This window comes from Pseudomonas sp. WC2, from assembly GCF_050586545.1.
Taxonomy (GTDB): Bacteria; Pseudomonadota; Gammaproteobacteria; order Pseudomonadales; family Pseudomonadaceae; genus Aquipseudomonas.
In genome coordinates, this window is sequence record NZ_JBOBDR010000007.1 from 249,268 (window position 1) to 270,528 (window position 21,261).

The following is a 21,261-nucleotide window of genomic DNA, read 5'->3' on the forward strand; positions in this document are numbered from 1 at the left end:
GGCCGCGGTTTTGTCGGGTGTTACTGCGCACCTTGCTTGTCGATCAGCGCGGCGAGCATTTCGTACTCTTCGCCGGTCAGGTCGGTCAGCGGTGCACGTACAGGACCTGCGTCATAGCCGGCGATTTTTGCGCCTGCCTTGACGATGCTCACGGCATAACCGGCTTTGCGGTTGCGGATATCCAGGTACGGCAGGAAGAAGTCGTCGATGATCTTGCCAACGGTGGCGTGATCTTCGCGGGCGATCGCGTGGTAGAAGTCCATCGCGGTTTTCGGAATGAAGTTGAACACTGCCGAGGAATAAACCGGCACGCCCAGCGCCTTGTAGGCGGCAGCGTAGACTTCGGCGGTCGGCAGACCACCCAGGTAGCTGAAGCGATCACCGAGGCGGCGACGGATCGACACCATCAACTCGATATCGCCCAGACCATCCTTGTAACCGATCAGGTTCGGGCAGCGCTCGGCCAGACGTTCCAGCAGCGGCGCGGTCAAGCGGCAAACGTTGCGGTTGTAAACGACCACGCCGATGTTGACCGATTTACACACGGCTTCAACGTGAGCGGCAACACCGTCCTGGCTCGCTTCGGTCAGGTAGTGCGGCAGCAGCAACAGACCTTTGGCCCCCAGACGCTCGGCTTCCTGAGCGTATTCGATGGCCTGACGGGTCGAACCGCCGACACCGGCGAGGATCGGCACGCTGGTTTCGCAGGTGTCGACGGCAGTCTTGATGATTTCCGAATATTCGCTGGCGGCCAGGGAGAAGAACTCACCGGTGCCACCGGCGGCGAACAGAGCTGAAGCGCCATACGGAGCCAGCCATTCCAGGCGTTTGATGTAGCCAGCGCGGTTGAAATCGCCCTGCGCGTTGAAATCGGTTACCGGGAAGGACAGCAGGCCGGCAGAGAGGATGGACTTCAGTTCTTGTGGATTCATTATTCGAACACCCTGGTAGCAACGTTTTTTGTGATTGGTCTGTTCAGCCTTCGCTGAAGTTGTAGGTCATCGTACAACTTAAAAGATAACCGTCAACTGCATTTCATCGTTGCAGGTGGTTTTTTGTCGGACAAAATTGTTTAAGTCACAGTCGGGCTGGCCGCAAAGCCCCGGATTTGTTGGGCTTAGGCACTGAAATATCTGGGCAAGATTCGTTTACTGAGCGATGGAGAAACGCCGAGTAAGGTGTGACGACTGCCACGAAGGATCGTGGCAGCCCCTTCGAAGGAGAACGAAATGCTGATGAATTACGCCGCCCCGACCCTTGCGCAACTGTCGTCCCTGCAGCCTGACCAGACCACCCTGCAGCTATCGCTTTTGCCTGAAATTCTGATCGTGCGTGTTCCCGACTCCAGCGACTTCGCGGCGAACTGGAGCGTTTACGCCATTCTCGGCAACGACCCTGAGCAACCCGACTGGACAGGCGAAGAAGTCGACACCGGGACTTGGGACGACGCTGATGACGAGATGGAAAAGCTCACGGGCATCGAACTGCAGATTCCGAAAGAAGCACTGCTGCCCTTTCTGAATACCACCATCGAACTGCGCTACAAGTTTCAGGATGAGTCGAGCATGGAGCCGTATTCAGCGCCGTTGCGGCTGAGAATCGAAGCCTGATGCTGGCCAGGACCGTTCGTCGAAACTGGTATTTCTTACAGGTGCGCTGACGAGATGACGGCTCCTAGATTGAGATTCACCTCTCAGTCCAGGAGCGCAACACCATGAAAGTGACCTACACGCTGAAGAACCCCGTAGGAAAACGGCGGCAGTTCATGTTCGACGGGATTATCTATGCAACGGATATCCTGCAATTTGAAGGGGTCGATCAGCAGTATCGAGTGACCAAAAGGACACTGGTTGTGCCCTTTGAAATCGACGAGCCGATCAGCGATGTGATACTCGACACCGAAGTGTACAAACCTACCTGATTACTTCGGCCTGTTGAACGCTACTCAACCCTGCGCCTGCGCCTCTTCATGGGCATGGCGCAGTCTTTCACGGCTGTTAGTCAAATGCAGACGCATTGCCGCACGCGCCGCATCGGAATCCTGACGGGCAATCGCCTCGTAGATTTCTTCGTGTTCACGGCTCAGGCGATTCATGTAGTGCTGCTGATCATCATGAGCCAGTCGCGCCGAATTCAGCCGCGTACGCGGAATGATGCTGGTGCCCAGGTGGGTCATGATGTCGGTGAAATACCGATTGCCGGTGGAGAGGGCGATTTCCAGGTGGAAGGCGAAGTCCGAGGCGACCGCATCACTGGCGTGGGCAACGCTGTCGTTCAGTGCATCGAGGGCGGCGCGCATGGTTGCCAGTTGTTCGGGGCTGCGACGTTGCGCGGCGAGGCCGGCAGACTCCACTTCGAGGCTGATGCGCAATTCGAGAATGGCCAGCACATCACGCAAGGTGACGACAGTGGCCGGGTCGATACGGAAGCCACTCGGGCTCGGCGTGTCGAGGACAAAGGTGCCGATGCCGTGGCGAGTTTCCACCTGGCCGGCTGCCTGCAAACGGGAAATCGCCTCGCGCACCACCGTGCGGCTGACGCCATGGGCCTCCATGATCGCCGACTCGGTCGGCAGTTTGTCACCGCGCTTGAGCAATCCGTCGCGGATCTGCTCGCTCAGCACCGTCACCAGTTCCTGGGCCAGGCTGCGGCGCTTGCGCGGAAGGCGCGGGGTGTCGATCAGGTTTTCCATGGTCTGCATCTTGTCTCGAAAATTCGGCTTGTGGGCATCATAGCTCAAGCGGGTTGTACGATCACTGGCCGGATCACATTGGCTTCTTGTAGGGATCAGAGGTGATCAGGCCGTCACGCTCTGCTCCACCAAATGGCCGCTATCAATCCGCACATGCCGTGGATGGAAACGTTTCAAGCTGCTGCGATGGCCGACGCTGACAATGCTCAGCCCCGGCAACTGATCGATCAACGCCTGATACAGCGTCGCTTCGTCTTCCTCATCCATCGCCGACGTGGCTTCGTCCATATACAACCACTGCGGCGCGTAAAGCATGGCGCGGGCGAAGGCCAGTCGTTGCTGTTCGCCCGGCGAGAGCATGCGTTGCCAGTGATTGGCCTCGTCCAGTCGCGCGACCAGATGCGGCAAGCGGCAGGTTTCCAGCACGTGTGCATAACGTTCCGGCGCGTAGGTGTCACCCGGCTGTGGATAACTCAGCGCCTCGCGCAGGGTGCCGATCGGCAGATACGGTTTCTGCGGCAGGAACAAATAGCGCGCTGCCGGCAGACGAATGTTGCCGTGCCCCGCCGGCCACAGATGTCCCATCGCCCGTAGCAGCGTCGACTTGCCGCTGCCGGAACGCCCGCTGAGCATCACTCGCTCACCCGGTTCGACGGTCATGTCGGCGCTGGTCAGCAGATGACGACCGTCGGCCAGATCCAGTCCGAGGTTGCGCACCTTGAGTTCGCTGCCTTGATTCTGCACATCGATGGCCGGTGCGCGTTCTTCGTTGTCGGTCATGGCCTGGCGGAAACTCAGCAAACGATCACAGGTGGCGCGCCAGGACGCGAGGCTCTGGTACGCACTGATAAACCAGCTGAAGCTTTCCTGGACGTTGCCGAATGCCGAGCTGATCTGCATCAGTTCACCCAGCTCGATCTTGCCGGCGAGGTAACGCGGCGAGGCCACGATAAACGGAAAGATAATCGCCGCCTGGCTGTAACCGGCGGTGAAGAAGGTCAGGCGTTTGGACACTTTCATGATGTCCCAGAAGTTGTGCCAGACATTGCTGAAGCGGGCGTTCAAGCGACGATTTTCGTTCGGCTCGCCGTTGTACAACGCGATGCTCTCGGCATTTTCGCGAATCCGTATCATCGAAAATCGCAGGTCGGCTTCAAAGCGTTGTTGTTGATTGTTCAGGCCAATAAGGCGACGACCGATCAAATGCGTCAGCCAGCTACCGACCACCGCGTAAACCAGTACGCACCAGAACATATAGCCGGGAATGGTGATGCCATAGACATCGATGCTGCCCGACACGCCCCAGAGAATGATCGAGAACGACACCAGGCTGACAATATTGCGCAGCAGGCCGATCCCGAGCTCAAGGGTGTTGGAGGTGAAGTTATTGAGGTCTTCGGAAATCCGCTGGTCCGGGTTATCGGTGTAACCGCCCTGCTCCAGCTGGTAGTAATTCTTGTCGGCAAGCCAACGGGAAAAATGCTTTTCGGTGAGCCACGCCCGCCAGCGAATCGTCAGCATCTGAGTCAGGTAAAGCCGATACACCGCACCGATGATCGCCACGGCCGCAATGCCGCAAAAATACAGAATCAAGCGCCAGAACGCCGCTTCATCCTTCTTTTGCAACGCGTTGTAGAAATCCTTGTACCAGGTGTTGAACCACACCGAGATACCCACGCTCAGCAGCGAGAGTGCGATCACTGCAATCAGCAGCGTCCAGGCCTTGCCCTTCTCTTCGCTGCGCCAATAAGGCGTGATGATTCCCCACACCTTGCGAAAAAACTGCCCGCGCACAGCATCGTTGACCGCGGAATATTCAGCGTTCTGATTCATGGATAAGGCTCGATATAGAAAAGAACAGACACGCACCGATCATAGTAGATCGGTGCGTTTTATCGCGAGGGTTGCCGATAGTCGTTCAGCGCAGGTTCAGCGACGAACCGGACGCTTCTGCAGTTTGCGCTGCAGGGTGCGGCGGTGCATGCCCAGGGCGCGGGCAGTGGCGGAGATGTTGCCTTCGTGTTCGGTCAGCACACGCTGGATGTGCTCCCACTGCAGGCGATCGACCGACATCGGGTTTTCCGGCACCAGACTGTCGAGGTCAGCGTGCTCGGACAGCAGCGCCGCCAGCACGTCGTCGGCATCGGCTGGCTTGCACAGGTAATTGCAGGCGCCGCGCTTGATCGCTTCGACCGCCGTGGCAATGCTCGAGTAACCGGTGAGGATCACGACGCGCATTTCCGGGTCCAGTTCCAGCAGTTTGGGCAGCAGCACCAGACCGGAATCGCCGTCCATTTTCAGGTCGAGCGCGGCATAGTCCGGCAGATCGGCCTGGGCGATGGTCAGGCCTTCTTCGGCGGAGCCGGCGGTGCTGACGCGAAAGCCACGACGGGCCATGGCGCGGGCCATGACTCGGGTGAAGGTCGCGTCGTCGTCGACCAGCAGCAAATGCGGCAGTTCTTCGCCTTCGACTTGGATTTCGTCACTCATGTTGGTCTCCTCGGGCGCCGTGGGGCAGGCGCAGCTCGGTGAGCGTGCCGCCTTCCTCATGACTATAGAGTTTCACTGAGCCGCCGGCGCGTGTCACGCTGGCTTTGCTCAAAAACAGGCCCAGGCCGAAACCTTTGCCCTTGGTGGTAAAAAACGGTTTGCCGATCTGCTCGGCAATGGCCAGTGGCACACCGGCGCCGTGGTCACGAATACTGATGGTCAGGTTCTCGGCGTCCCAGTCGAGGGTCACTTTGAGATTTTCCGGGCAGGCATCGGCGGCGTTGTTGAGCAGATTCAACAGCGCCTGCGTCAGGTCCGGCGGCGGCGCCATACGCGGCACGGTGCCCTGGCCGAGGCGATGGAACCGATAACTGGCTTCCGGTCGCATCAGGTGCCAACGGTTCAACGCTTCGTCGAGCCACACCGTGACGTCCTGCATCTCAACGGCCAGACGCCGATTGGCTTCGGCAGCGCGCACCAGTTGCTGCAAGGTTTCCTTGCACAGTTTGACCTGATCCTGCAGCACTTTCAGATCGTCCTGCAGCATCGGATCGGGATGATCCTGCTGCATTTCCTTGAGCAGCACGCTCATGGTCGCCAGCGGCGTGCCGAGTTCATGGGCGGCGCCAGCGGCTTGCGTGGCGACGGCCAACAACTGCTGATCGCGCAGGCCTTCTTCACGGCGAATCGCCCGCAACTCTTCTTGGCGGCGCAGCTCTTCAGCCATGCGTGCCGCGAAGAACGTGATCACCGCAGCGGCCAACGCGAAGCTCAGCCACATGCCGTAGATCTGCAGGTTTTCGCGAGCCACCGGTAGGGTTTCCAGCGGATAGAAGCGCGTCAGCATCACCGTGTACAGCGCCAGCGCGATGCCGGACAGGATCACTGAATAGCGCCACGGCAGCGTCACCGCAGCGATCGTCAGCGGCACCAGATAATAGGAAACGAACGGGTTGGTCGAGCCGCCGGAGAAATACAGCAGCGCGCTGTGGATCACCAGATCACAGGCCAATTGCAGCGCATATTCAAGCTCGGTCACCGGCCACGATGTGCGCAAACGGACGGCGGTGAACACGCAGAGCAGCGTCGAGCAGCCAAGGGTCATCGCCAGTTGCACCCACGGCAATGGCAACAATTGCAGCCAGTAGGCCAGGCCCACGGAACCAGCCTGCGCGGCGAGCACCAGCGTGCGGATGAATGTCAGCCGCCAGAGATTCTGGCGAGTGGCGGAAGTCAGTTGTACGGGGGCGAGCATGAGCTCTCCTGATGAGCGCTCCAGGCGGATCGCACGGAGTATAACCAAGCCACGCGCCCGAGAGGCGAAAGTGCGGCAAACGACCACACCGCAAAAGCTGCAAGTTTCGAGCTGCAAGCGGCAAGTAAAAGCTTTTGGCTTGCAGCTTGAGGCTTGCAACTTGAAGCTGCTTTCTGGAGTCTGATGGTTTCACGCAGGCCCCCGAACCATCACCTGCGTCCTCATCAAGGAGCTTTCATGCACACATTTCGCCGCAGCGCCGCCCTTCTCGCCCTGACCGTCGGCAGCGTCGCCAGCCTTCCGGCCCTGGCCGCCGATGAGCTGCACTACAACCAGATTTCCCTGCGCGCCGAAGTCAGCACGGAAGTCGCCCGCGACCTGATGATCGTCACCCTTTACACCGAAGAACAAAACACTGACCCGGCCAAGCTCGCTGCCGACGTCAGCACCACCATGAACAAGGCACTGGCCCAGGCCAAGCAAGTCAAAGACATCACCCTGCGCCAGGGCAGCCGCAACAGCTACCCGATCTACGACACCAAAGGCCAGAAGATCACTGGCTGGCGCGAGCGCGCTGAACTGCGCCTGGAAAGCTCCGACTTCGCCGCCCTGTCCAAGCTCACTGGCGAATTGCTCGGCGACCTGAAAATGGGTGGCATGGACTTCGCCATCGCCGACCCGACCCGCAAATCCAGCGAAGACAAGCTGCTGAAAGAAGCCGTCACTGCCTTCAAGACCCGCGCCCAACTGGCCACCGACGCACTGGGCGGCAAGGGCTACAAAATCGTCAACCTGAACCTCAACAGCAACGGTTATCCACAACCGTACCTGCGCGCACCGATGATGATGAAAGCGGCGGCGATGGACTCGGCACCGGTGACCCCGGAAGTAGAAGCCGGCACCAGCCAGGTCAGCATGACGGCCGATGGTTCGATTGAAGTGTTAATGCAGTGATGTGTTTGAAATGAAAAACCGGCGATCAGAAATGATCGCCGGTTTTTTTTGCGTCTCGATTTTTCTTCAACTCGGTTCGAGCGCCAATCAACCGTTCGTCTGAACTGTAATTTCTGACAGTGGCTGACCAATCCACTTTGAGAACTAATAAGACCCGTCCAATACCGGGCCCTTAAACGCCCACTGCTTGGCGCTTCTCATCATTCAAAGGATTAAATCATGACAACGCAATCGATTGGATTTCCAGCCCCCGCACTGCCACAAGCAGAAGGGGGCGTCATCTACCTCAGTAAAATAAAGGACAACGTCCAAGCAAGCGTTCCTCAGTATTCGGGCGTTAGCGCACACGATAAAATTGCGCTCACGATCGACATCGACCGTACAAACGTTTTCCTTGAGGAAAAGACCGTTTCTGAACCCCATCCCGAAAAAGCCTTCGAGTTTTCAATTCCGAAGAAGGTTTTTGAACAGATTCTCGCATCAGGTAAAGAAGCCGAAGTGTATTACGTGGTGCGGTTTCCTATGGAGATGCGTCCTGTCGTGTCGCAGAAAGCTCTCACAACCGTCAAAAAGTGAAGACGCTTAACGACCCAGCGAACGCTGTCATCGCCAGTAGCTGCTACTGGCGATAACCCGCAGACCATGGTTGACCTCATGGCATAGGTCTGTCGGCAAATCGAGTGAATCCCTTCATCAAACAACACTCAGATATACCGAGATAGGCACCTCCCCAACAAAAACGATATTTCCGAACTCCTCCAGATCCCCGCTAACCTCCACCAACTACTACCTCCAAATCCCACGGGGACTCCATGGAAAGTTTCACCCTCAAACCACTATTAATCACCCTCGCACTAACAGCCATAGCCCCGCTAGCAAACGCCGCCACCACCCTGGTCTACTGCTCCGAAGCCAGCCCCGCCGGCTTCGATCCCAGCCAATACACCAGCGGCACCGACTTCGACGCCTCCGCCGAAACCGTCTTCAACCGCCTCACCCAATTCCAGCGCGGCGGCACCGACATCGAACCCGGCCTGGCGACAAAATGGGACATCTCCCCGGATGGCCTGCAATACACTTTCCACCTGCGCCAAGGCGTGAAATTCCACACCACCGACTACTTCAAACCCACCCGCGACTTCAACGCCGACGACGTGCTCTTCACCTTCCAGCGCCTGCTTGACCCGGATAACGCCTTCCGCAAAGCCTACCCCGCCGAGTCCCCGTACTTCACCGACATGGGCCTGAATACCACGATCAAATCGGTAGAGAAACTCGACGAGCAGACCGTGCGCTTCAACCTCAACAACGTTGACGCTGCCTTCGTGCAAAACCTCGCCATGAGCTTCGCCTCGGTGCAATCAGCCGAATACGCCACGCAACTGTTGAAGGAAGGCAAAGCCGCGGACCTCAACCAGAAACCGATCGGCACCGGCCCGTTCGTGTTCAAGCGTTACCAGAAGGACTCGCAGATCCGCTACGCCGCCAATACGGCCTACTGGAAACCCGAGGACGTGAAGATCGACAACCTGATTTTCTCGATCACCCCCGACGCCGCCGTGCGCCTGCAAAAACTCAAGGCCGGCGAATGCCAGGTCAGCGGTTATCCGCGTCCCGCCGACATCGAGGTCATGGAAAAAGACCCGAACCTGCGCGTGCTCAAGCAAGCCGGTTTCAACCTCGGTTTCCTTGCCTACAACACCACTCACGCGCCACTGGATCAGCTCAAGGTGCGTCAGGCGCTGGACATGGCCATCGACAAACCGGCGATCATCAAAGCCGTCTACCAAAGCGCTGGGCAGTTGGCGCAAAACGCTTTGCCGCCCGCGCAATGGTCGTATGACGCGAACATCAAAGATGCGCCTTACGACCCGACCAAAGCGCGGGCGCTACTCAAGGAAGCCGGGGTTGCACCGGGTACAACCATCAATCTCTGGGCGATGACAGTGCAGCGTGCTTCGAACCCGAATGCCCGAATGTCGGCGCAGATGATCCAGCAGGATTGGGACAAAGTCGGCATCAAGGCCAACATCGTCAGCTATGAGTGGGGCGAGTACATCAAGCGCGCGAAAAATGGCGAACACGACGCGATGATCTATGGTTGGACCGGTGACAACGGTGACCCGGACAACTGGCTTGGCGTGCTCTACAGCTGCGCGGCCGTCAAGGGCAGCAACTACGCCAAATGGTGCGATCCGGCCTACGACAAACTGGTGCAGCAGGCCAAGGTGTCCACGGACAAAGCACAACGGGTAAAACTGTATCAACAGGCGCAACTGATCCTTAAACAGCAGGTGCCGATTACGCCGATTGCCAACTCCACGGTGTTCCAGCCACTGCGCAAGGAGGTCACTGACTTCCGCATCAGCCCGTTCGGTCTAACCCCGTTCTATGGCGTGGGTATAAATAAGTAACACCAAGCCCCAAGGCGGCGCGCACAACGTGACCGGCGCACCGTTTTGGGGCTTCAATTGCACCGTAAAAACCGCCCGCAAACGGTCAAATGCGTCAGAAGTTATACAGATGCGACATTAAGGTACGTTCGTGCCACGGTTTAACGCTCACTCACACTCTGGATCTTGCAATGGGTATGGCCCCTGCATAAGTATCCGCAGGCACGACTCACGAGGTCGTACCTCACAACTAAAAAATGACAACAAATCATGAGGCCAACATGCTTAAACACGCGGTCATTCCGTTTTTAGTCGGCGCAGGCTTGTTAGCCTCCGCACCTTTCGCATCCGCTGCGACTAACCTGGTGTTCTGCTCCGAAGGCAGCCCGGCCGGTTTCGACCCAGGCCAGTACACCACCGGAACCGACTTCGACGCCTCAGCCGAAACCATGTTCAACCGTCTGACCCAGTTCGAGCGCGGCGGCACCGCCGTGATTCCTGGTCTGGCGACCAAGTGGGACATTTCCGATGATGGCCTGACTTACACCTTCCACCTGCGTGAAGGCGTCAAGTTCCACACCACCCCGTATTTCAAGCCGACTCGTGAATTCAACGCCGACGACGTGCTGTTCACCTTTAATCGCATGATTAACAAGGATGACCCGTTCCGTAAGGCGTACCCGACCGAATTCCCGTACTTCACCGACATGGGGATGGACACCAACATCACCAAGATCGACAAAGTCGACGACCACACCGTCAAGTTCACCCTGAAAGAAGTCGACGCCGCGTTCATCCAGAACATGGCCATGAGCTTCGCCTCCGTGCAGTCCGCTGAATACGCGGCCCAACTGCTCAAGGACGGCAAGCCTGCCGACATCAACCAGAAGCCGATCGGCACTGGTCCGTTCGTGTTCAAGAGCTACCAGAAAGATTCCAACATCCGTTACACCGGCAACAAGGATTACTGGAAGCCTGAAGACGTGAAGATCGACAACCTGATCTTCGCCATCACCACCGACCCGTCGGTGCGTATTCAGAAGCTGAAAAAGAACGAGTGCCAGGTCACCCTGTTCCCGCGTCCGGCCGACCTGAAGGCGCTGAAAGAAGACAAAGCCCTGAAGATGCCTGACCAGGCCGGTTTCAACCTGGGTTACATCGCCTACAACGTGATGGACAAGGTCAAGGGCAGCAACGAGGCCAACCCGCTGGCTGACCTGCGCGTCCGTCAGGCGCTGGACATGGCCGTGAACAAGCCGCAGATCATCGATTCGGTTTACCAGGGCGCTGGCCAACTGGCCGTTAACGCCATGCCGCCGACCCAGTGGTCTTACGACACCACCATCAAAGATGCCAAGTACGATCCTGAGAAAGCCAAACAGCTGCTCAAGGAAGCCGGCGTCAAGGAAGGTACCGAGATCGTTCTGTGGGCGATGCCGGTTCAGCGTCCGTACAACCCGAACGCCAAACTGATGGCCGAAATGCTCCAGTCCGACTGGGCCAAGATCGGCTTGAAAGTGAAGATCACCAGCTACGAGTGGGGCGAGTACATCAAGCGCTCCAAAGGTGGCGAGAACCAGGCCATGATCATTGGCTGGAGCGGTGACAATGGTGACCCGGACAACTGGCTGAACGTGCTGTTCGGCTGCGACTCGCTCAGCGGCAACAACTTCTCCAAGTGGTGCGACAAGAAGTTCGACGGCCTCGTTAAAGAAGCCAAGCGCACGACCGACCAAGGTAAGCGCACCGAACTGTACAAAGAGGCACAGCACGTCCTCAAAGATGCAGTCCCTATGACACCTATCGCTCACTCGACGGTGTACCAACCCATGCGCGCCAACGTGCAGGATTTCAAGATCAGCCCATTCGGCTTGAACTCCTTCTACGGCGTCAGCGTCAGCAAATAAAGCACTGCGGCGGCAACGTTTTGAACGTTGCCGCCGCTTTGTCTTGCCGGGAAGTTAGGAATTTTCTTACATCCAGTTCCGCAGTGGATTACTGCTGAGGAATAGGACGCGTCGACTTTTCCTACGATGTTTAAGGCAATTACGCATTTACTGCCAGACCAGCGGCCACTACCGTCGGTTCTGACCAGTTTCTGCGTGGGCCCCCGGTTTGCCTGCGTACTGGATTGAGCTCTATGCGCCGCCCCTTCTCTGGATGAGACCGTGGCGCATTGAACAACACTAAAAAAAGAGGGAGCGTCATGCGCCATACCTTGGTTTTTTCCGCATTGCTGGGCGCCGGCCTGTTGGCCGCTTCGTCCGCGAGTTTCGCCGCCAGCAAAAGCCTGGTGTTCTGCTCCGAAGGCAGCCCGGCGGGTTTCGATACTGCGCAGTACACGACAGCGACCGATAACGACGCCGCCGAACCGCTCTACAACCGTCTGGTCGAGTTCGAAAAGGGCGAGACCAATGTCGTACCCGGTCTGGCCACTCAGTGGGATATTTCCGAGGATGGTCTCAAGTACACCTTTCACCTGCGTGAAGGTGTGAAATTTCATACAACGCCGTATTTCAAGCCGACCCGCGATTTCAACGCCGACGACGTGTTGTTTACGTTTAACCGCATGCTTGATGCCCAGCAGCCATTCCGTAAGGCTTATCCAACAGAGTTCCCGTATTTCAACGGGATGAGCCTTAACAAGAACATCGCCAAGGTCGAGAAGACCGGGCCACTGACCGTGGAATTCACGCTCAACAGCGTCGACGCCGCGTTCATTCAGAACATCGCCATGAGCTTCGCCGCGATTCTGTCCGCCGAATACGCCGACAAACTGCTGGCCGATGGCAAACCGAGCGACATCAATCAGAAGCCGATCGGCACCGGGCCGTTCGTGTTCAAGAGCTATCAGAAAGACTCGAACATCCGTTACACGGGCAATAAACACTACTGGGATCCGAGCCGGGTCAAACTCGACAACCTGATTTTCGCGATCAACACCGACGCCTCGGTTCGCGTGCAGAAGCTCAAGGCCAATGAGTGCCAGATCACCCTGCATCCGCGCCCGGCCGATGTTGAAGCGTTGAAAAACGACCCAAAACTGCAACTGATCTCCAAGCCAGGCTTCAACCTCGGCTACATCGCCTACAACGTGCGCCACAAGCCATTCGACCAGCTCGAAGTGCGCCAAGCGCTGGACATGGCGGTGAATAAACAAGGGATTCTCAACGCTGTTTATCAAGGTGCCGGTCAACTGGCGGTCAACGCCATGCCGCCGACCCAATGGTCTTACGACGACACTATCAAGGACGCCGCCTACGACCCGGAAAAAGCCAAAGAACTGCTCAAGGCTGCCGGCGTCAAGGAAGGCACCGAGATCACGTTGTGGGCGATGCCGGTACAGCGTCCGTACAACCCGAACGCCAAGCTGATGGCCGAAATGCTCCAGGCCGACTGGGCCAAGATTGGCCTGAAAGTGAAGATCGTCAGCTATGAATGGGGCGAGTACATCAAGCGCACCAAAAATGGCGAGCACGACATCAGCCTGATCGGCTGGACCGGTGATAACGGTGACCCGGACAACTGGCTGGGCACGCTGTACAGCTGCGATGCTATCGGCGGCAACAACTACTCCATGTGGTGCGATCCGGCTTACGACAAGCTGATCAAAGAGGCCAAGGTCGTCACCGACCGTGACCAGCGCACCGCGCTTTATAAACAGGCTCAGCAGTTGCTTAAACAGCAAGTGCCGATCACGCCTGTCGCCCACTCGACGGTCAACCAACCGTTAAGCACGAAAATCGAAGGGTTCAAAGTCAGCCCGTTCGGTCGCAACGTGTTCTCGGGTGTCAGTATCGATTAAACCAACCGATTAGCCGCAACGCTGAGGGGCGCTGTCTAGCCCCTCACGCAAGCGCTTTGCCGAAATTCGCCAAAACGGCCTTTTGCAAACGTTTGCGATGTGTGAATGAGTTCTAAACCAATAACCGGCATACCAAAAAAAGCCGGCATAAAAAGAAAGTAAAGGAGCTTCACCCATGAAACTGAGCAGCACCGCGATACTGGCCTTGGCCATCAGCAGCATCACCGCCACGGCTTACGCGGAAACCCAGAGCCAGGCGTTCACCCCGGTGTCCGTCAACGAGAAAAGTGCCCAGGCCGAAGCCACTGGTTTCCTCGAAGGGCAATCGATCAGCGGTTCGACCCGTAACTGGTACGCCAACGAGCAACTCAAGCGTGGCGGCAAGTTCGCTTACCGCAAGAACGGTCAATCGGCTGAAACCGATCGCCGCATCAACTGGGTGCAAGGCACGATCATCAAGTACAACTCGGGCTTCACCGAAGGTACTGTCGGCTTCAGCACCGAAGTGGCTGCGTACAACGCCATCGCGCTGGAGCGTGATCGCGAGAACCTCGCTTCCAACAACGGCGGCGCACCGGGCACCCGTCCAGGCGCGGGCAACAACCGTACCCTGACCCGCGAGGGCGGTGACGCTGTCGGTCAATGGAGCAAACTGGGCCTGGCCAACGTCAAGGCGCGTATCTCCAACACCACCCTGACCGCCGGCCGCATGAACTTCAGCAGCCCGCAAGTCGATGTGATCGGCAACCGTCCGCTGCCATCGAGCTTCGAAGGTATCGCGATCCACAGCGAAGAACTGAACAACCTGTCCTTCGACCTGGCCACTTTCGATCGCGTCTCCCCACGTACCGAAGAAAGCCTCAGCAAGTTCCGCTCCGAATACGGCAGCATCGATGCTGAAGCCGACCACGTGAACACCGCCGGTATCTCGTACCAGCCGTTCGCCAGCCTGACCACCAGCCTGTGGGGCACTCAGGCTGAAGACCTGTGGAACCAGTACTACTTCGGCGCCACCCACGTACTGGGCGATAGCTCCGTACTGAGCCTGACCACCGGCCTGAACTACTACAAAACCGTCGACGAAGGCAAAAAGCTGCTGGGCGACATCGACAACGATACCTACTCGCTGTCGTTCGGCCTGACTCACCTGGCCCACACCCTGACCTTCTCGTATCAGGAAGTGAACGGTAACGAGTACTTCGACTACCTGCACGAAACCAACGGTATCTACCTGGCCAACTCCCTGCTCTCGGACTTCAACGGCCCGAACGAGAAATCCTTCCAGATTTCCTACGGCATCAACATGGCCGAATACGGCGTACCGGGCCTGAAGTTCAACATCTACCAGGCACGCGGCTGGGGCATCGACGGCACTCACTACAAGGGTGGCGGCTACGATGGCGTGCAGGCGATGGACGGCGAGCACCACTATGAATACGGCGTCGGCGCGACCTATGCCGTACAAAGCGGCCCGCTCAAGGCGACCACCATTCGTGGCACCTATACCACGCACCGCGCCAGCGAAAACCAGGCTGACGGCAGCATCAACGAGTTCCGTCTCGTGACCACGATTCCGTTCAACATCCTGTAAAAACGCCAGCCGACGGCTGACTCATGATGAGTCGGCCGTTCGGCTTTTTGTCTTCAACCGATTGCAGAGGGTTATCGATGAAAATGCTTCCCCTACGTGCGGCCATCGCGGCTGCGTTGCTGAGTGTCGCTGTCGGCGTCTCGGCCAAACCCTTGGTGGTCTGCACCGAAGCCAGCCCGGAAGGCTTCGATATGGTTCAGTACACAACTGCAGTCACTGCCGATGCGGTGGCCGAAACCATCTTCAATCGCCTGGCCGACTTCAAGCCTGGCACCACTGAAGTGATCCCGGCGCTCGCCGACTCCTGGGACATCAGCGACGATGGCCTGACCTACACGTTCCACTTGCGCAAAGGCGTCAAGTTTCACACCACCGAATACTTCAAGCCGACCCGCGACATGAACGCCGACGACGTGGTCTGGAGCTTCCAGCGTCAGCTGGACCCGAATCACCCGTGGCACAAACTGTCGAGCGTGGGCTTCCCGTACTTTGAAAGCATGGGCTTCAAAGAACTGCTCAAAAGCGTAGAAAAAGTTGACGACAACACCGTCAAGTTCACTCTGACCCGTCGCGAAGCGCCGTTCCTGGCCGACATCGCGATGGCGTTCTCCTCGATCTACCCGGCCGAATACGCCGACCAGTTGCTCAAGGCCAACAAGACCGGCGATCTCAACAACAAACCGGTCGGCACCGGCCCGTTCATCTTCCAGCGCTACGCCAAAGATGCTCAGGTGCGCTTCAAGGCCAACCCGGACTATTTCCGTGGCAAGCCGCCGGCCGACGCGTTGATCCTGGCCATCGCCACCGACAACAACGTGCGCCTGCAGAAGCTCAAGGCCAACGAGTGCCAGATCGCGCTGTATCCGAAACCGGATGACATCCCGAGCATCAAGAAAGACAGCAACCTGAAAGTCGACGAACTGGACGCGATGACCGTCTCGTACATCGCCATGAACACCCAGCACAAATACATGAGCGACGTGCGCGTGCGTAAGGCCATCGACATCGCCTTCGACAAGGAAGCCTATGTCAACGCCCTGTTCGGCAAAGGCAACGCCTCCGTGGCGGTCAACCCGTACCCACCGACCCTGCTCGGTTACAACCACGACCTGAAAAACCCGCCACGTGACCTCGATAAGGCCCGCGCCTTGCTCAAGGAAGCCGGGGTTCCGGACGGCACCGTGTTTACCCTGTTTACCCGTAACGGCGGCGGTCCGACCAACCCGAACCCGATGCTCGGCGCGCAAATGATGCAGGCTGACCTGGCGAAAGTCGGGATCAAGATCGACATCCGCGTGATGGAATGGGGTGAAATGCTTAAACGCGCCAAGGCCGGCGAGCACGACATGGTTTCGGCCGGATGGGCGGGCGACAACGGCGACCCGGATAACTTCCTGACGCCTATGCTCAGTTGTGAAGCAGCCAAGAACGGCGAAAACTATGCTCGCTGGTGCAACGAGAAATTCCAGGGACTGCTGGATGAAGCACGGGCTAAAGTAGATCCGGCCGAACGCGCCGCGCTCTACGAACAGGCTCAAGTACTGTTTAATCAGGACCAGCCATGGATCAGCATGGCCCACACCAGGATGTTTACCGCAATGCGCAACAATGTAGAGGGTTATCACATCAGCCCTCTCACCACTAATAACTTCGCCACTACCCAGGTGAAGTAGATAAGAAACTCCCGGCGTCCCTGACCCCAGGGACGCCGGGCACGCCTAACCGGCTGATGAGGTACCACACAAGATGTTTAGTTTTATTGCCCGCCGACTGGGGTTGTTGATCCCCACGTTTTTCGGCATCACCTTGCTGACTTTCGCGTTGATTCGCATGATTCCGGGCGACCCCGTGGAAGTGATGATGGGCGAACGTCGGGTCGACCCCGAAATGCACGCTCAGGCAATGGAACGCCTAGGTCTGAACAAACCGTTGTATGCCCAGTATCTGGACTACATCGGCAAACTGGCTCAAGGCGATCTCGGCGAATCCCTGCGCACGCGTGAAAGCGTGTGGACCGAGTTCACCTCCCTGTTCCCGGCGACCCTGGAATTGTCCATGGCCGCCCTGCTGTTCGCCGGCATTCTCGGGCTTCTGGCCGGGGTGATCGCGGCACTCAAGCGAGGATCCCTGTTCGACCACGGGGTGATGGGCATCTCCCTGGCGGGGTATTCGATGCCGATCTTCTGGTGGGGCCTGATCCTGATCATGTTCTTCTCGGTGAGCCTCGGCTGGACTCCGGTTTCCGGACGGATCGACCTGCTCTACGACATCGAGCCGCGCACCGGTTTCATGCTGATCGACACGCTGCTGGCCGATGACATGGGCGCGTTCCTCGATGCCCTGCATCACCTGATCCTGCCGGCCATCGTGCTCGGTACCATTCCGCTGGCGGTGATCGCGCGGATGACCCGTTCGTCGATGCTCGAAGTGCTGCGCGAAGACTACATCCGCACCGCCAAGGCCAAAGGCCTGTCGCCGTCGCGGGTGGTGTTCGTCCACGGTCTGCGTAACGCGCTGATTCCGGTACTCACCGTAGTCGGTCTGCAAGTCGGCACCTTGCTGGCTGGCGCAGTTCTGACCGAAACCATTTTCTCCTGGCCCGGCATCGGTAAATGGCTGATCGAAGCCATCGGCGCCCGGGACTACCCGGTTGTGCAAAACGGCATCCTGTTAATCGCCTGCCTGGTGATTCTGGTCAACTTCGTAGTGGACATCCTCTACGGCTTTGCCAACCCACGCATCCGTCATCAGCGCTGAGGTCCAATTCAATGAGCACTCCAACTTCCTCAGTAGCAACGTCCGCCACCAACGCGGACCAAAGCCTGCTGTACCCGTCTCCGTACAAAGAATTCTGGCAAGCCTTCTCCAAGAACAAAGGCGCGGTTGCCGGGCTGCTGTTCATGTTGCTGGTGGTTTTCTGCGCGCTGTTCGCGCCGTGGGTCGCCCCGCACAACCCGAGCGAGCAATACCGCGATTTCCTGCTGACGCCACCGGCGTGGCTGGAAGGCGGGCAAATGCAATTCCTGCTCGGCACCGATGAACTCGGTCGAGACCTGCTGTCGCGTCTGATCCAGGGCTCGCGCCTGTCGCTGCTGATCGGCTTGTCGTCGGTGGTGATGTCGCTGATTCCGGGGATCCTGCTCGGTCTGTTCGCCGGTTTCTTCCCGAAGATGATCGGCCCGACCATCATGCGTCTGATGGACATCATGCTGGCCCTGCCGTCGCTGCTGCTGGCTGTGGCGATCGTCGCCATCCTCGGCCCTGGCCTGATCAACACCGTGATCGCCATCGCTGTGGTTTCGCTGCCGTCCTACGTGCGTCTGACCCGTGCCGCCGTGATGGGCGAACTGAACCGCGACTACGTGACCGCCGCGCGCCTTGCCGGTGCCGGTCTGCCGCGCTTGATGTTCATCACCGTGCTGCCGAACTGCATGGCGCCGCTGATCGTTCAGGCGACCCTGAGCTTCTCCTCGGCGATTCTCGATGCCGCTGCGTTGGGCTTCCTCGGCCTTGGCGTACAACCGCCAACCCCTGAGTGGGGCACCATGCTGGCTTCGGCCCGCGACTACATCGAACGCGCTTGGTGGGTAGTCAGCCTGCCTGGTTTGACCATTTTGCTCAGCGTGCTGGCAATCAACTTGATGGGCGACGGTCTGCGCGATGCGCTGGACCCGAAACTCAAGAACGCCGCCTGAGGAGATTCCCATGTCACTGCTAGAAATCAAGAATCTCAACGTTCGCTTCGGCGACAAAAACGCGACCCCGGTGGTCGATGGCCTCGACCTGAAAGTCGACAAAGGCGAAGTGCTGGCCATCGTGGGCGAGTCGGGTTCGGGTAAATCCGTAACCATGATGGCGCTGATGGGCTTGATCGAGCATCCCGGCATCGTCACCGCCGACTCGCTGAGCTTTGACGGCAAAGACATGCTCAAACTGAGCAACCGACAGCGTCGGCAAATCGTCGGCAAAGACCTGTCGATGGTTTTTCAGGATCCGATGACCGCGCTGAACCCGAGCTACACCGTCGGGTTCCAGATCGAAGAAGTGCTGCGCCTGCACCTGAAAATGTCCGGCAAGCAAGCGCGCAAACGTGCGATCGAACTGCTGGAAAAAGTCGAAATCCCGGGCGCTGCCAGCCGTATGGACGCCTACCCGCACCAACTGTCCGGCGGTATGAGCCAGCGTGTTGCGATCGCCATGGCGATTGCCGGCGAGCCGAAACTGCTGATCGCCGACGAACCGACCACGGCCCTCGACGTGACGATTCAGGCACAGATCATGGATCTGCTGCTGGCGTTGCAGAAAGAACAGAACATGGGCCTGGTGCTGATCACTCACGACCTCGCGGTCGTGGCGGAAACCGCTCAGCGCGTCTGCGTGATGTATGCCGGCCAAGCCGTTGAAGTCGGCCAAGTGCCGCAACTGTTCGACATCCCGGCGCACCCGTACAGCGAAGCGTTGCTCAAGGCGATTCCCGAGCACAGCCTCGGCGCTACCCGTCTGGCTACCCTGCCGGGCATCGTTCCGGGGCGTTACGACCGTCCGCAGGGTTGCCTGCTGTCGCCGCGCTGCCCGTACGTGCAAGACAGCTGCCGCGCGCAGCGTCCAGGTCTTGATCCGAAAGCCCACAGCCTCGCCCGCTGCTTCTACCCGCTGAATCAGGAGGTGGCGTAATGGCCGTCGTACTTACCGCCCGCGACCTGACCCGTCACTACGAAGTGTCCCGTGGCCTGTTCAAGGGCCATGCGACCGTGCGCGCACTGAACGGCGTGTCGTTCGAACTGGAAGCCGGCAAGACCCTCGCCGTTGTCGGCGAGTCGGGCTGTGGCAAATCCACTCTGGCCCGCGCGTTGACGCTGATTGAAGACCCGTCCTCCGGCTCGTTGAAAATCGCCGGCCAGGAAGTGGCTGGCGCCGACAAGGCCCAGCGCAAGCAACTGCGCAAAGACGTGCAGATGGTGTTCCAAAGCCCGTACGCGTCGTTGAACCCACGGCAGAAGGTCGGTGATCAGCTCGGCGAACCGCTGCTGATCAACACCAACCTGTCCGCTGCTGAGCGTCGCGAGAAAGTCCAGGCGATGATGAAGCAGGTCGGTTTGCGTCCAGAGCACTACCAGCGCTATCCGCACATGTTTTCCGGCGGTCAGCGTCAGCGTATCGCTCTGGCTCGGGCGATGATGCTGCAACCGAAAGTGCTGGTGGCGGATGAACCGACGTCGGCGCTCGACGTGTCGATTCAGGCGCAGGTGCTCAACCTGTTCATGGATCTGCAACAAGAGTTCAACACCGCGTACGTGTTCATCTCGCACAACCTCGCGGTTGTGCAGCACGTGGCCGATGACGTGATGGTGATGTACCTCGGTCGCCCGGTAGAAATGGGTCCGAAGAACGACATCTACGAGCGTCCATTGCACCCGTACACCCAGGCGTTGTTGTCGGCGACCCCGACCATTCACCCGGATCCGAACAAGCCGAAAATCAAGATCGTCGGCGAACTGCCCAACCCGCTCAATCCGCCGCCCGGCTGTGCTTTCCACAAGCGCTGCCCGTACGCGACCGAGCGGTGCAGCACCGAAGAGCCGCTGTTGCGCCCGCTCGACAATCGGCAGGTGGCTTGCCACTACGCCGAGCAATTCCTCGACGGCGCGGCGTAGAAACCGCCCTGTAAAAATGTGGGAGCGAGCCTGCTCGCTCCCACAGGGGATGTGAGTTATTCGTGAGTTAACCAAACCCCTTCCACCCCGATTGCGCATCAGTCGAGTCAGAAGGGGTTTTCTTTTGCCTGTGATTTACGTCTGGCTATCGCCTTCGTCGTCCGGATCATCGGAATCCGGCTCGTCGGTGGTCGAGTCGTCGTCATCGGCGCTGCCGCCCTGCCCCTGATCACCCGGCTCGGACTCGGACTTGGCGAGCATCAAGCCGCTGTGCCCGGCTTGTCCGTTGAAGGCCTGGGAATCGTGATCCTCGCACTCGGCCCAGGCCGTCGCGGTGCCGAGGGACAGCATGACCATCACTTTCAACAGCAATAAAACCCGTAGCAACCTGCTTTTCATAACCGACTCCATCCATTTTCAGGTAAGA

19 protein-coding genes are annotated in these 21,261 nt (G+C 58.6%); 13 read left to right on the forward strand and 6 right to left on the reverse strand.

The genetic code is table 11. From position 1 onward, the window contains the following. Window positions 1–20: 20 nt before the first annotated feature. Window positions 21–932 carry a 5-dehydro-4-deoxyglucarate dehydratase gene (gene kdgD, locus ACQ4OE_RS11290; RefSeq protein ID WP_016984321.1) on the reverse strand — a complete coding sequence of 304 codons (912 nt, stop codon included), beginning with the start codon at window positions 930–932 and terminating at the stop codon, window positions 21–23. Window positions 933–1,229: 297 nt separating this feature from the next. On the opposite strand from kdgD, the gene ACQ4OE_RS11295 reads away from it, so the two are divergent. Both ACQ4OE_RS11295 and ACQ4OE_RS11300 read left to right on the forward strand, forming a co-directional pair. Beyond that, window positions 1,230–1,610 (forward strand): hypothetical protein, encoded by a 381-nt coding sequence (locus ACQ4OE_RS11295; RefSeq protein ID WP_122595170.1) that lies wholly within the window; start codon window positions 1,230–1,232, stop codon window positions 1,608–1,610. Window positions 1,611–1,714: 104 nt separating this feature from the next. Then, entirely contained in the window at window positions 1,715–1,921 is a 207-nt protein-coding gene (locus tag ACQ4OE_RS11300) for a hypothetical protein (RefSeq protein ID WP_122595171.1), read from the forward strand. A 24-nt stretch (window positions 1,922–1,945) separates the two neighbouring features. On the opposite strand, the gene ACQ4OE_RS11305 is transcribed toward ACQ4OE_RS11300, so the two are convergent. The 4 genes from ACQ4OE_RS11305 to ACQ4OE_RS11320 form a co-directional block, all read right to left on the reverse strand. Beyond that, window positions 1,946–2,692, reverse strand: coding sequence for a FadR/GntR family transcriptional regulator (locus tag ACQ4OE_RS11305; protein WP_205933177.1), 747 nt, complete (start codon window positions 2,690–2,692; stop codon window positions 1,946–1,948). A 105-nt stretch (window positions 2,693–2,797) separates the two neighbouring features. Then, complete coding sequence (locus ACQ4OE_RS11310; RefSeq protein WP_430946687.1) at window positions 2,798–4,525, reverse strand: ABC transporter ATP-binding protein/permease; 1,728 nt, start codon at window positions 4,523–4,525, stop codon at window positions 2,798–2,800. Window positions 4,526–4,621: 96 nt separating this feature from the next. Then, the gene (locus ACQ4OE_RS11315) at window positions 4,622–5,182 is read right to left on the reverse strand and encodes a response regulator transcription factor (RefSeq protein ID WP_003221630.1); all 561 of its coding nucleotides are present in this window, start codon (window positions 5,180–5,182) and stop codon (window positions 4,622–4,624) included. After that, a complete protein-coding gene (locus ACQ4OE_RS11320) occupies window positions 5,175–6,437 on the reverse strand; it encodes an ATP-binding protein (protein WP_122595173.1) in 1,263 nt (420 codons plus the stop codon). Before ACQ4OE_RS11320 ends, ACQ4OE_RS11315 begins: the two co-directional genes overlap by 8 nt. A gap of 237 nt (window positions 6,438–6,674) precedes the next feature. Between ACQ4OE_RS11320 and ACQ4OE_RS11325 the strand changes: the two genes are divergently transcribed. The 11 genes from ACQ4OE_RS11325 (at window position 6,675) to ACQ4OE_RS11375 (ending at window position 20,834) form a co-directional block, all read left to right on the forward strand. After that, window positions 6,675–7,391, forward strand: a complete 717-nt coding sequence (locus ACQ4OE_RS11325) for an SIMPL domain-containing protein (RefSeq protein WP_122595174.1) — start codon at window positions 6,675–6,677, stop codon at window positions 7,389–7,391. A gap of 219 nt (window positions 7,392–7,610) precedes the next feature. Next, complete coding sequence (locus tag ACQ4OE_RS11330) at window positions 7,611–7,967, forward strand: hypothetical protein (protein ID WP_430946688.1); 357 nt, start codon at window positions 7,611–7,613, stop codon at window positions 7,965–7,967. 236 nt (window positions 7,968–8,203) lie between these two features. Beyond that, on the forward strand, window positions 8,204–9,805 hold the full coding sequence (locus ACQ4OE_RS11335) for an ABC transporter substrate-binding protein (protein ID WP_430946689.1): 1,602 nt from the start codon (window positions 8,204–8,206) through the stop codon (window positions 9,803–9,805). A 260-nt stretch (window positions 9,806–10,065) separates the two neighbouring features. Continuing rightward, a complete protein-coding gene (locus ACQ4OE_RS11340) occupies window positions 10,066–11,691 on the forward strand; it encodes an ABC transporter substrate-binding protein (RefSeq protein WP_122595176.1) in 1,626 nt (541 codons plus the stop codon). 299 nt (window positions 11,692–11,990) lie between these two features. Then, window positions 11,991–13,589: an ABC transporter substrate-binding protein gene (locus tag ACQ4OE_RS11345; protein ID WP_430946690.1), complete on the forward strand. Its 1,599-nt coding sequence runs from the start codon at window positions 11,991–11,993 to the stop codon at window positions 13,587–13,589. A gap of 175 nt (window positions 13,590–13,764) precedes the next feature. Then, entirely contained in the window at window positions 13,765–15,180 is a 1,416-nt protein-coding gene (locus ACQ4OE_RS11350; RefSeq protein WP_122595178.1) for an OprD family porin, read from the forward strand. A 77-nt stretch (window positions 15,181–15,257) separates the two neighbouring features. Continuing rightward, on the forward strand, window positions 15,258–16,853 hold the full coding sequence (locus ACQ4OE_RS11355) for an ABC transporter substrate-binding protein (RefSeq protein ID WP_122595179.1): 1,596 nt from the start codon (window positions 15,258–15,260) through the stop codon (window positions 16,851–16,853). Between the two features lie 73 nt (window positions 16,854–16,926). Beyond that, window positions 16,927–17,937: an ABC transporter permease subunit gene (locus ACQ4OE_RS11360; RefSeq protein WP_042557626.1), complete on the forward strand. Its 1,011-nt coding sequence runs from the start codon at window positions 16,927–16,929 to the stop codon at window positions 17,935–17,937. 11 nt (window positions 17,938–17,948) lie between these two features. Next, a complete protein-coding gene (locus ACQ4OE_RS11365) occupies window positions 17,949–18,875 on the forward strand; it encodes an ABC transporter permease subunit (RefSeq protein ID WP_122595180.1) in 927 nt (308 codons plus the stop codon). A gap of 10 nt (window positions 18,876–18,885) precedes the next feature. Further along, the gene (locus ACQ4OE_RS11370) at window positions 18,886–19,854 is read left to right on the forward strand and encodes an ABC transporter ATP-binding protein (RefSeq protein WP_105705439.1); all 969 of its coding nucleotides are present in this window, start codon (window positions 18,886–18,888) and stop codon (window positions 19,852–19,854) included. Further along, window positions 19,854–20,834, forward strand: coding sequence for a peptide ABC transporter ATP-binding protein (locus tag ACQ4OE_RS11375; protein WP_064387908.1), 981 nt, complete (start codon window positions 19,854–19,856; stop codon window positions 20,832–20,834). The genes ACQ4OE_RS11370 and ACQ4OE_RS11375 overlap by 1 nt, the downstream gene beginning before the upstream one ends. A 135-nt stretch (window positions 20,835–20,969) precedes the next feature. On the opposite strand, the gene ACQ4OE_RS11380 is transcribed toward ACQ4OE_RS11375, so the two are convergent. After that, complete coding sequence (locus ACQ4OE_RS11380; RefSeq protein WP_414893474.1) at window positions 20,970–21,233, reverse strand: hypothetical protein; 264 nt, start codon at window positions 21,231–21,233, stop codon at window positions 20,970–20,972. Window positions 21,234–21,261: the final 28 nt, after the last annotated feature.

Bases quoted from the DNA above. Each gene is read 5' to 3' on its own strand.
- ACQ4OE_RS11370 (WP_105705439.1), top strand. From the start codon at position 18,886: ATGTCACTGCTAGAAATCAAGAATCTCAACGTTCGCTTCGGCGACAAA.
- ACQ4OE_RS11335 (WP_430946689.1), top strand. From the start codon at position 8,204: ATGGAAAGTTTCACCCTCAAACCACTATTAATCACCCTCGCACTAACA.
- ACQ4OE_RS11350 (WP_122595178.1), top strand. From the start codon at position 13,765: ATGAAACTGAGCAGCACCGCGATACTGGCCTTGGCCATCAGCAGCATC.
- kdgD (WP_016984321.1), bottom strand. From the start codon at position 932: ATGAATCCACAAGAACTGAAGTCCATCCTCTCTGCCGGCCTGCTGTCC.
- ACQ4OE_RS11365 (WP_122595180.1), top strand. From the start codon at position 17,949: ATGAGCACTCCAACTTCCTCAGTAGCAACGTCCGCCACCAACGCGGAC.
- ACQ4OE_RS11295 (WP_122595170.1), top strand. From the start codon at position 1,230: ATGCTGATGAATTACGCCGCCCCGACCCTTGCGCAACTGTCGTCCCTG.
- ACQ4OE_RS11380 (WP_414893474.1), bottom strand. From the start codon at position 21,233: ATGAAAAGCAGGTTGCTACGGGTTTTATTGCTGTTGAAAGTGATGGTC.
- ACQ4OE_RS11330 (WP_430946688.1), top strand. From the start codon at position 7,611: ATGACAACGCAATCGATTGGATTTCCAGCCCCCGCACTGCCACAAGCA.
- ACQ4OE_RS11305 (WP_205933177.1), bottom strand. From the start codon at position 2,692: ATGGAAAACCTGATCGACACCCCGCGCCTTCCGCGCAAGCGCCGCAGC.
- ACQ4OE_RS11375 (WP_064387908.1), top strand. From the start codon at position 19,854: ATGGCCGTCGTACTTACCGCCCGCGACCTGACCCGTCACTACGAAGTG.
- ACQ4OE_RS11300 (WP_122595171.1), top strand. From the start codon at position 1,715: ATGAAAGTGACCTACACGCTGAAGAACCCCGTAGGAAAACGGCGGCAG.
- ACQ4OE_RS11355 (WP_122595179.1), top strand. From the start codon at position 15,258: ATGAAAATGCTTCCCCTACGTGCGGCCATCGCGGCTGCGTTGCTGAGT.
- ACQ4OE_RS11320 (WP_122595173.1), bottom strand. From the start codon at position 6,437: ATGCTCGCCCCCGTACAACTGACTTCCGCCACTCGCCAGAATCTCTGG.
- ACQ4OE_RS11310 (WP_430946687.1), bottom strand. From the start codon at position 4,525: ATGAATCAGAACGCTGAATATTCCGCGGTCAACGATGCTGTGCGCGGG.
- ACQ4OE_RS11325 (WP_122595174.1), top strand. From the start codon at position 6,675: ATGCACACATTTCGCCGCAGCGCCGCCCTTCTCGCCCTGACCGTCGGC.
- ACQ4OE_RS11315 (WP_003221630.1), bottom strand. From the start codon at position 5,182: ATGAGTGACGAAATCCAAGTCGAAGGCGAAGAACTGCCGCATTTGCTG.
- ACQ4OE_RS11340 (WP_122595176.1), top strand. From the start codon at position 10,066: ATGCTTAAACACGCGGTCATTCCGTTTTTAGTCGGCGCAGGCTTGTTA.
- ACQ4OE_RS11345 (WP_430946690.1), top strand. From the start codon at position 11,991: ATGCGCCATACCTTGGTTTTTTCCGCATTGCTGGGCGCCGGCCTGTTG.
- ACQ4OE_RS11360 (WP_042557626.1), top strand. From the start codon at position 16,927: ATGTTTAGTTTTATTGCCCGCCGACTGGGGTTGTTGATCCCCACGTTT.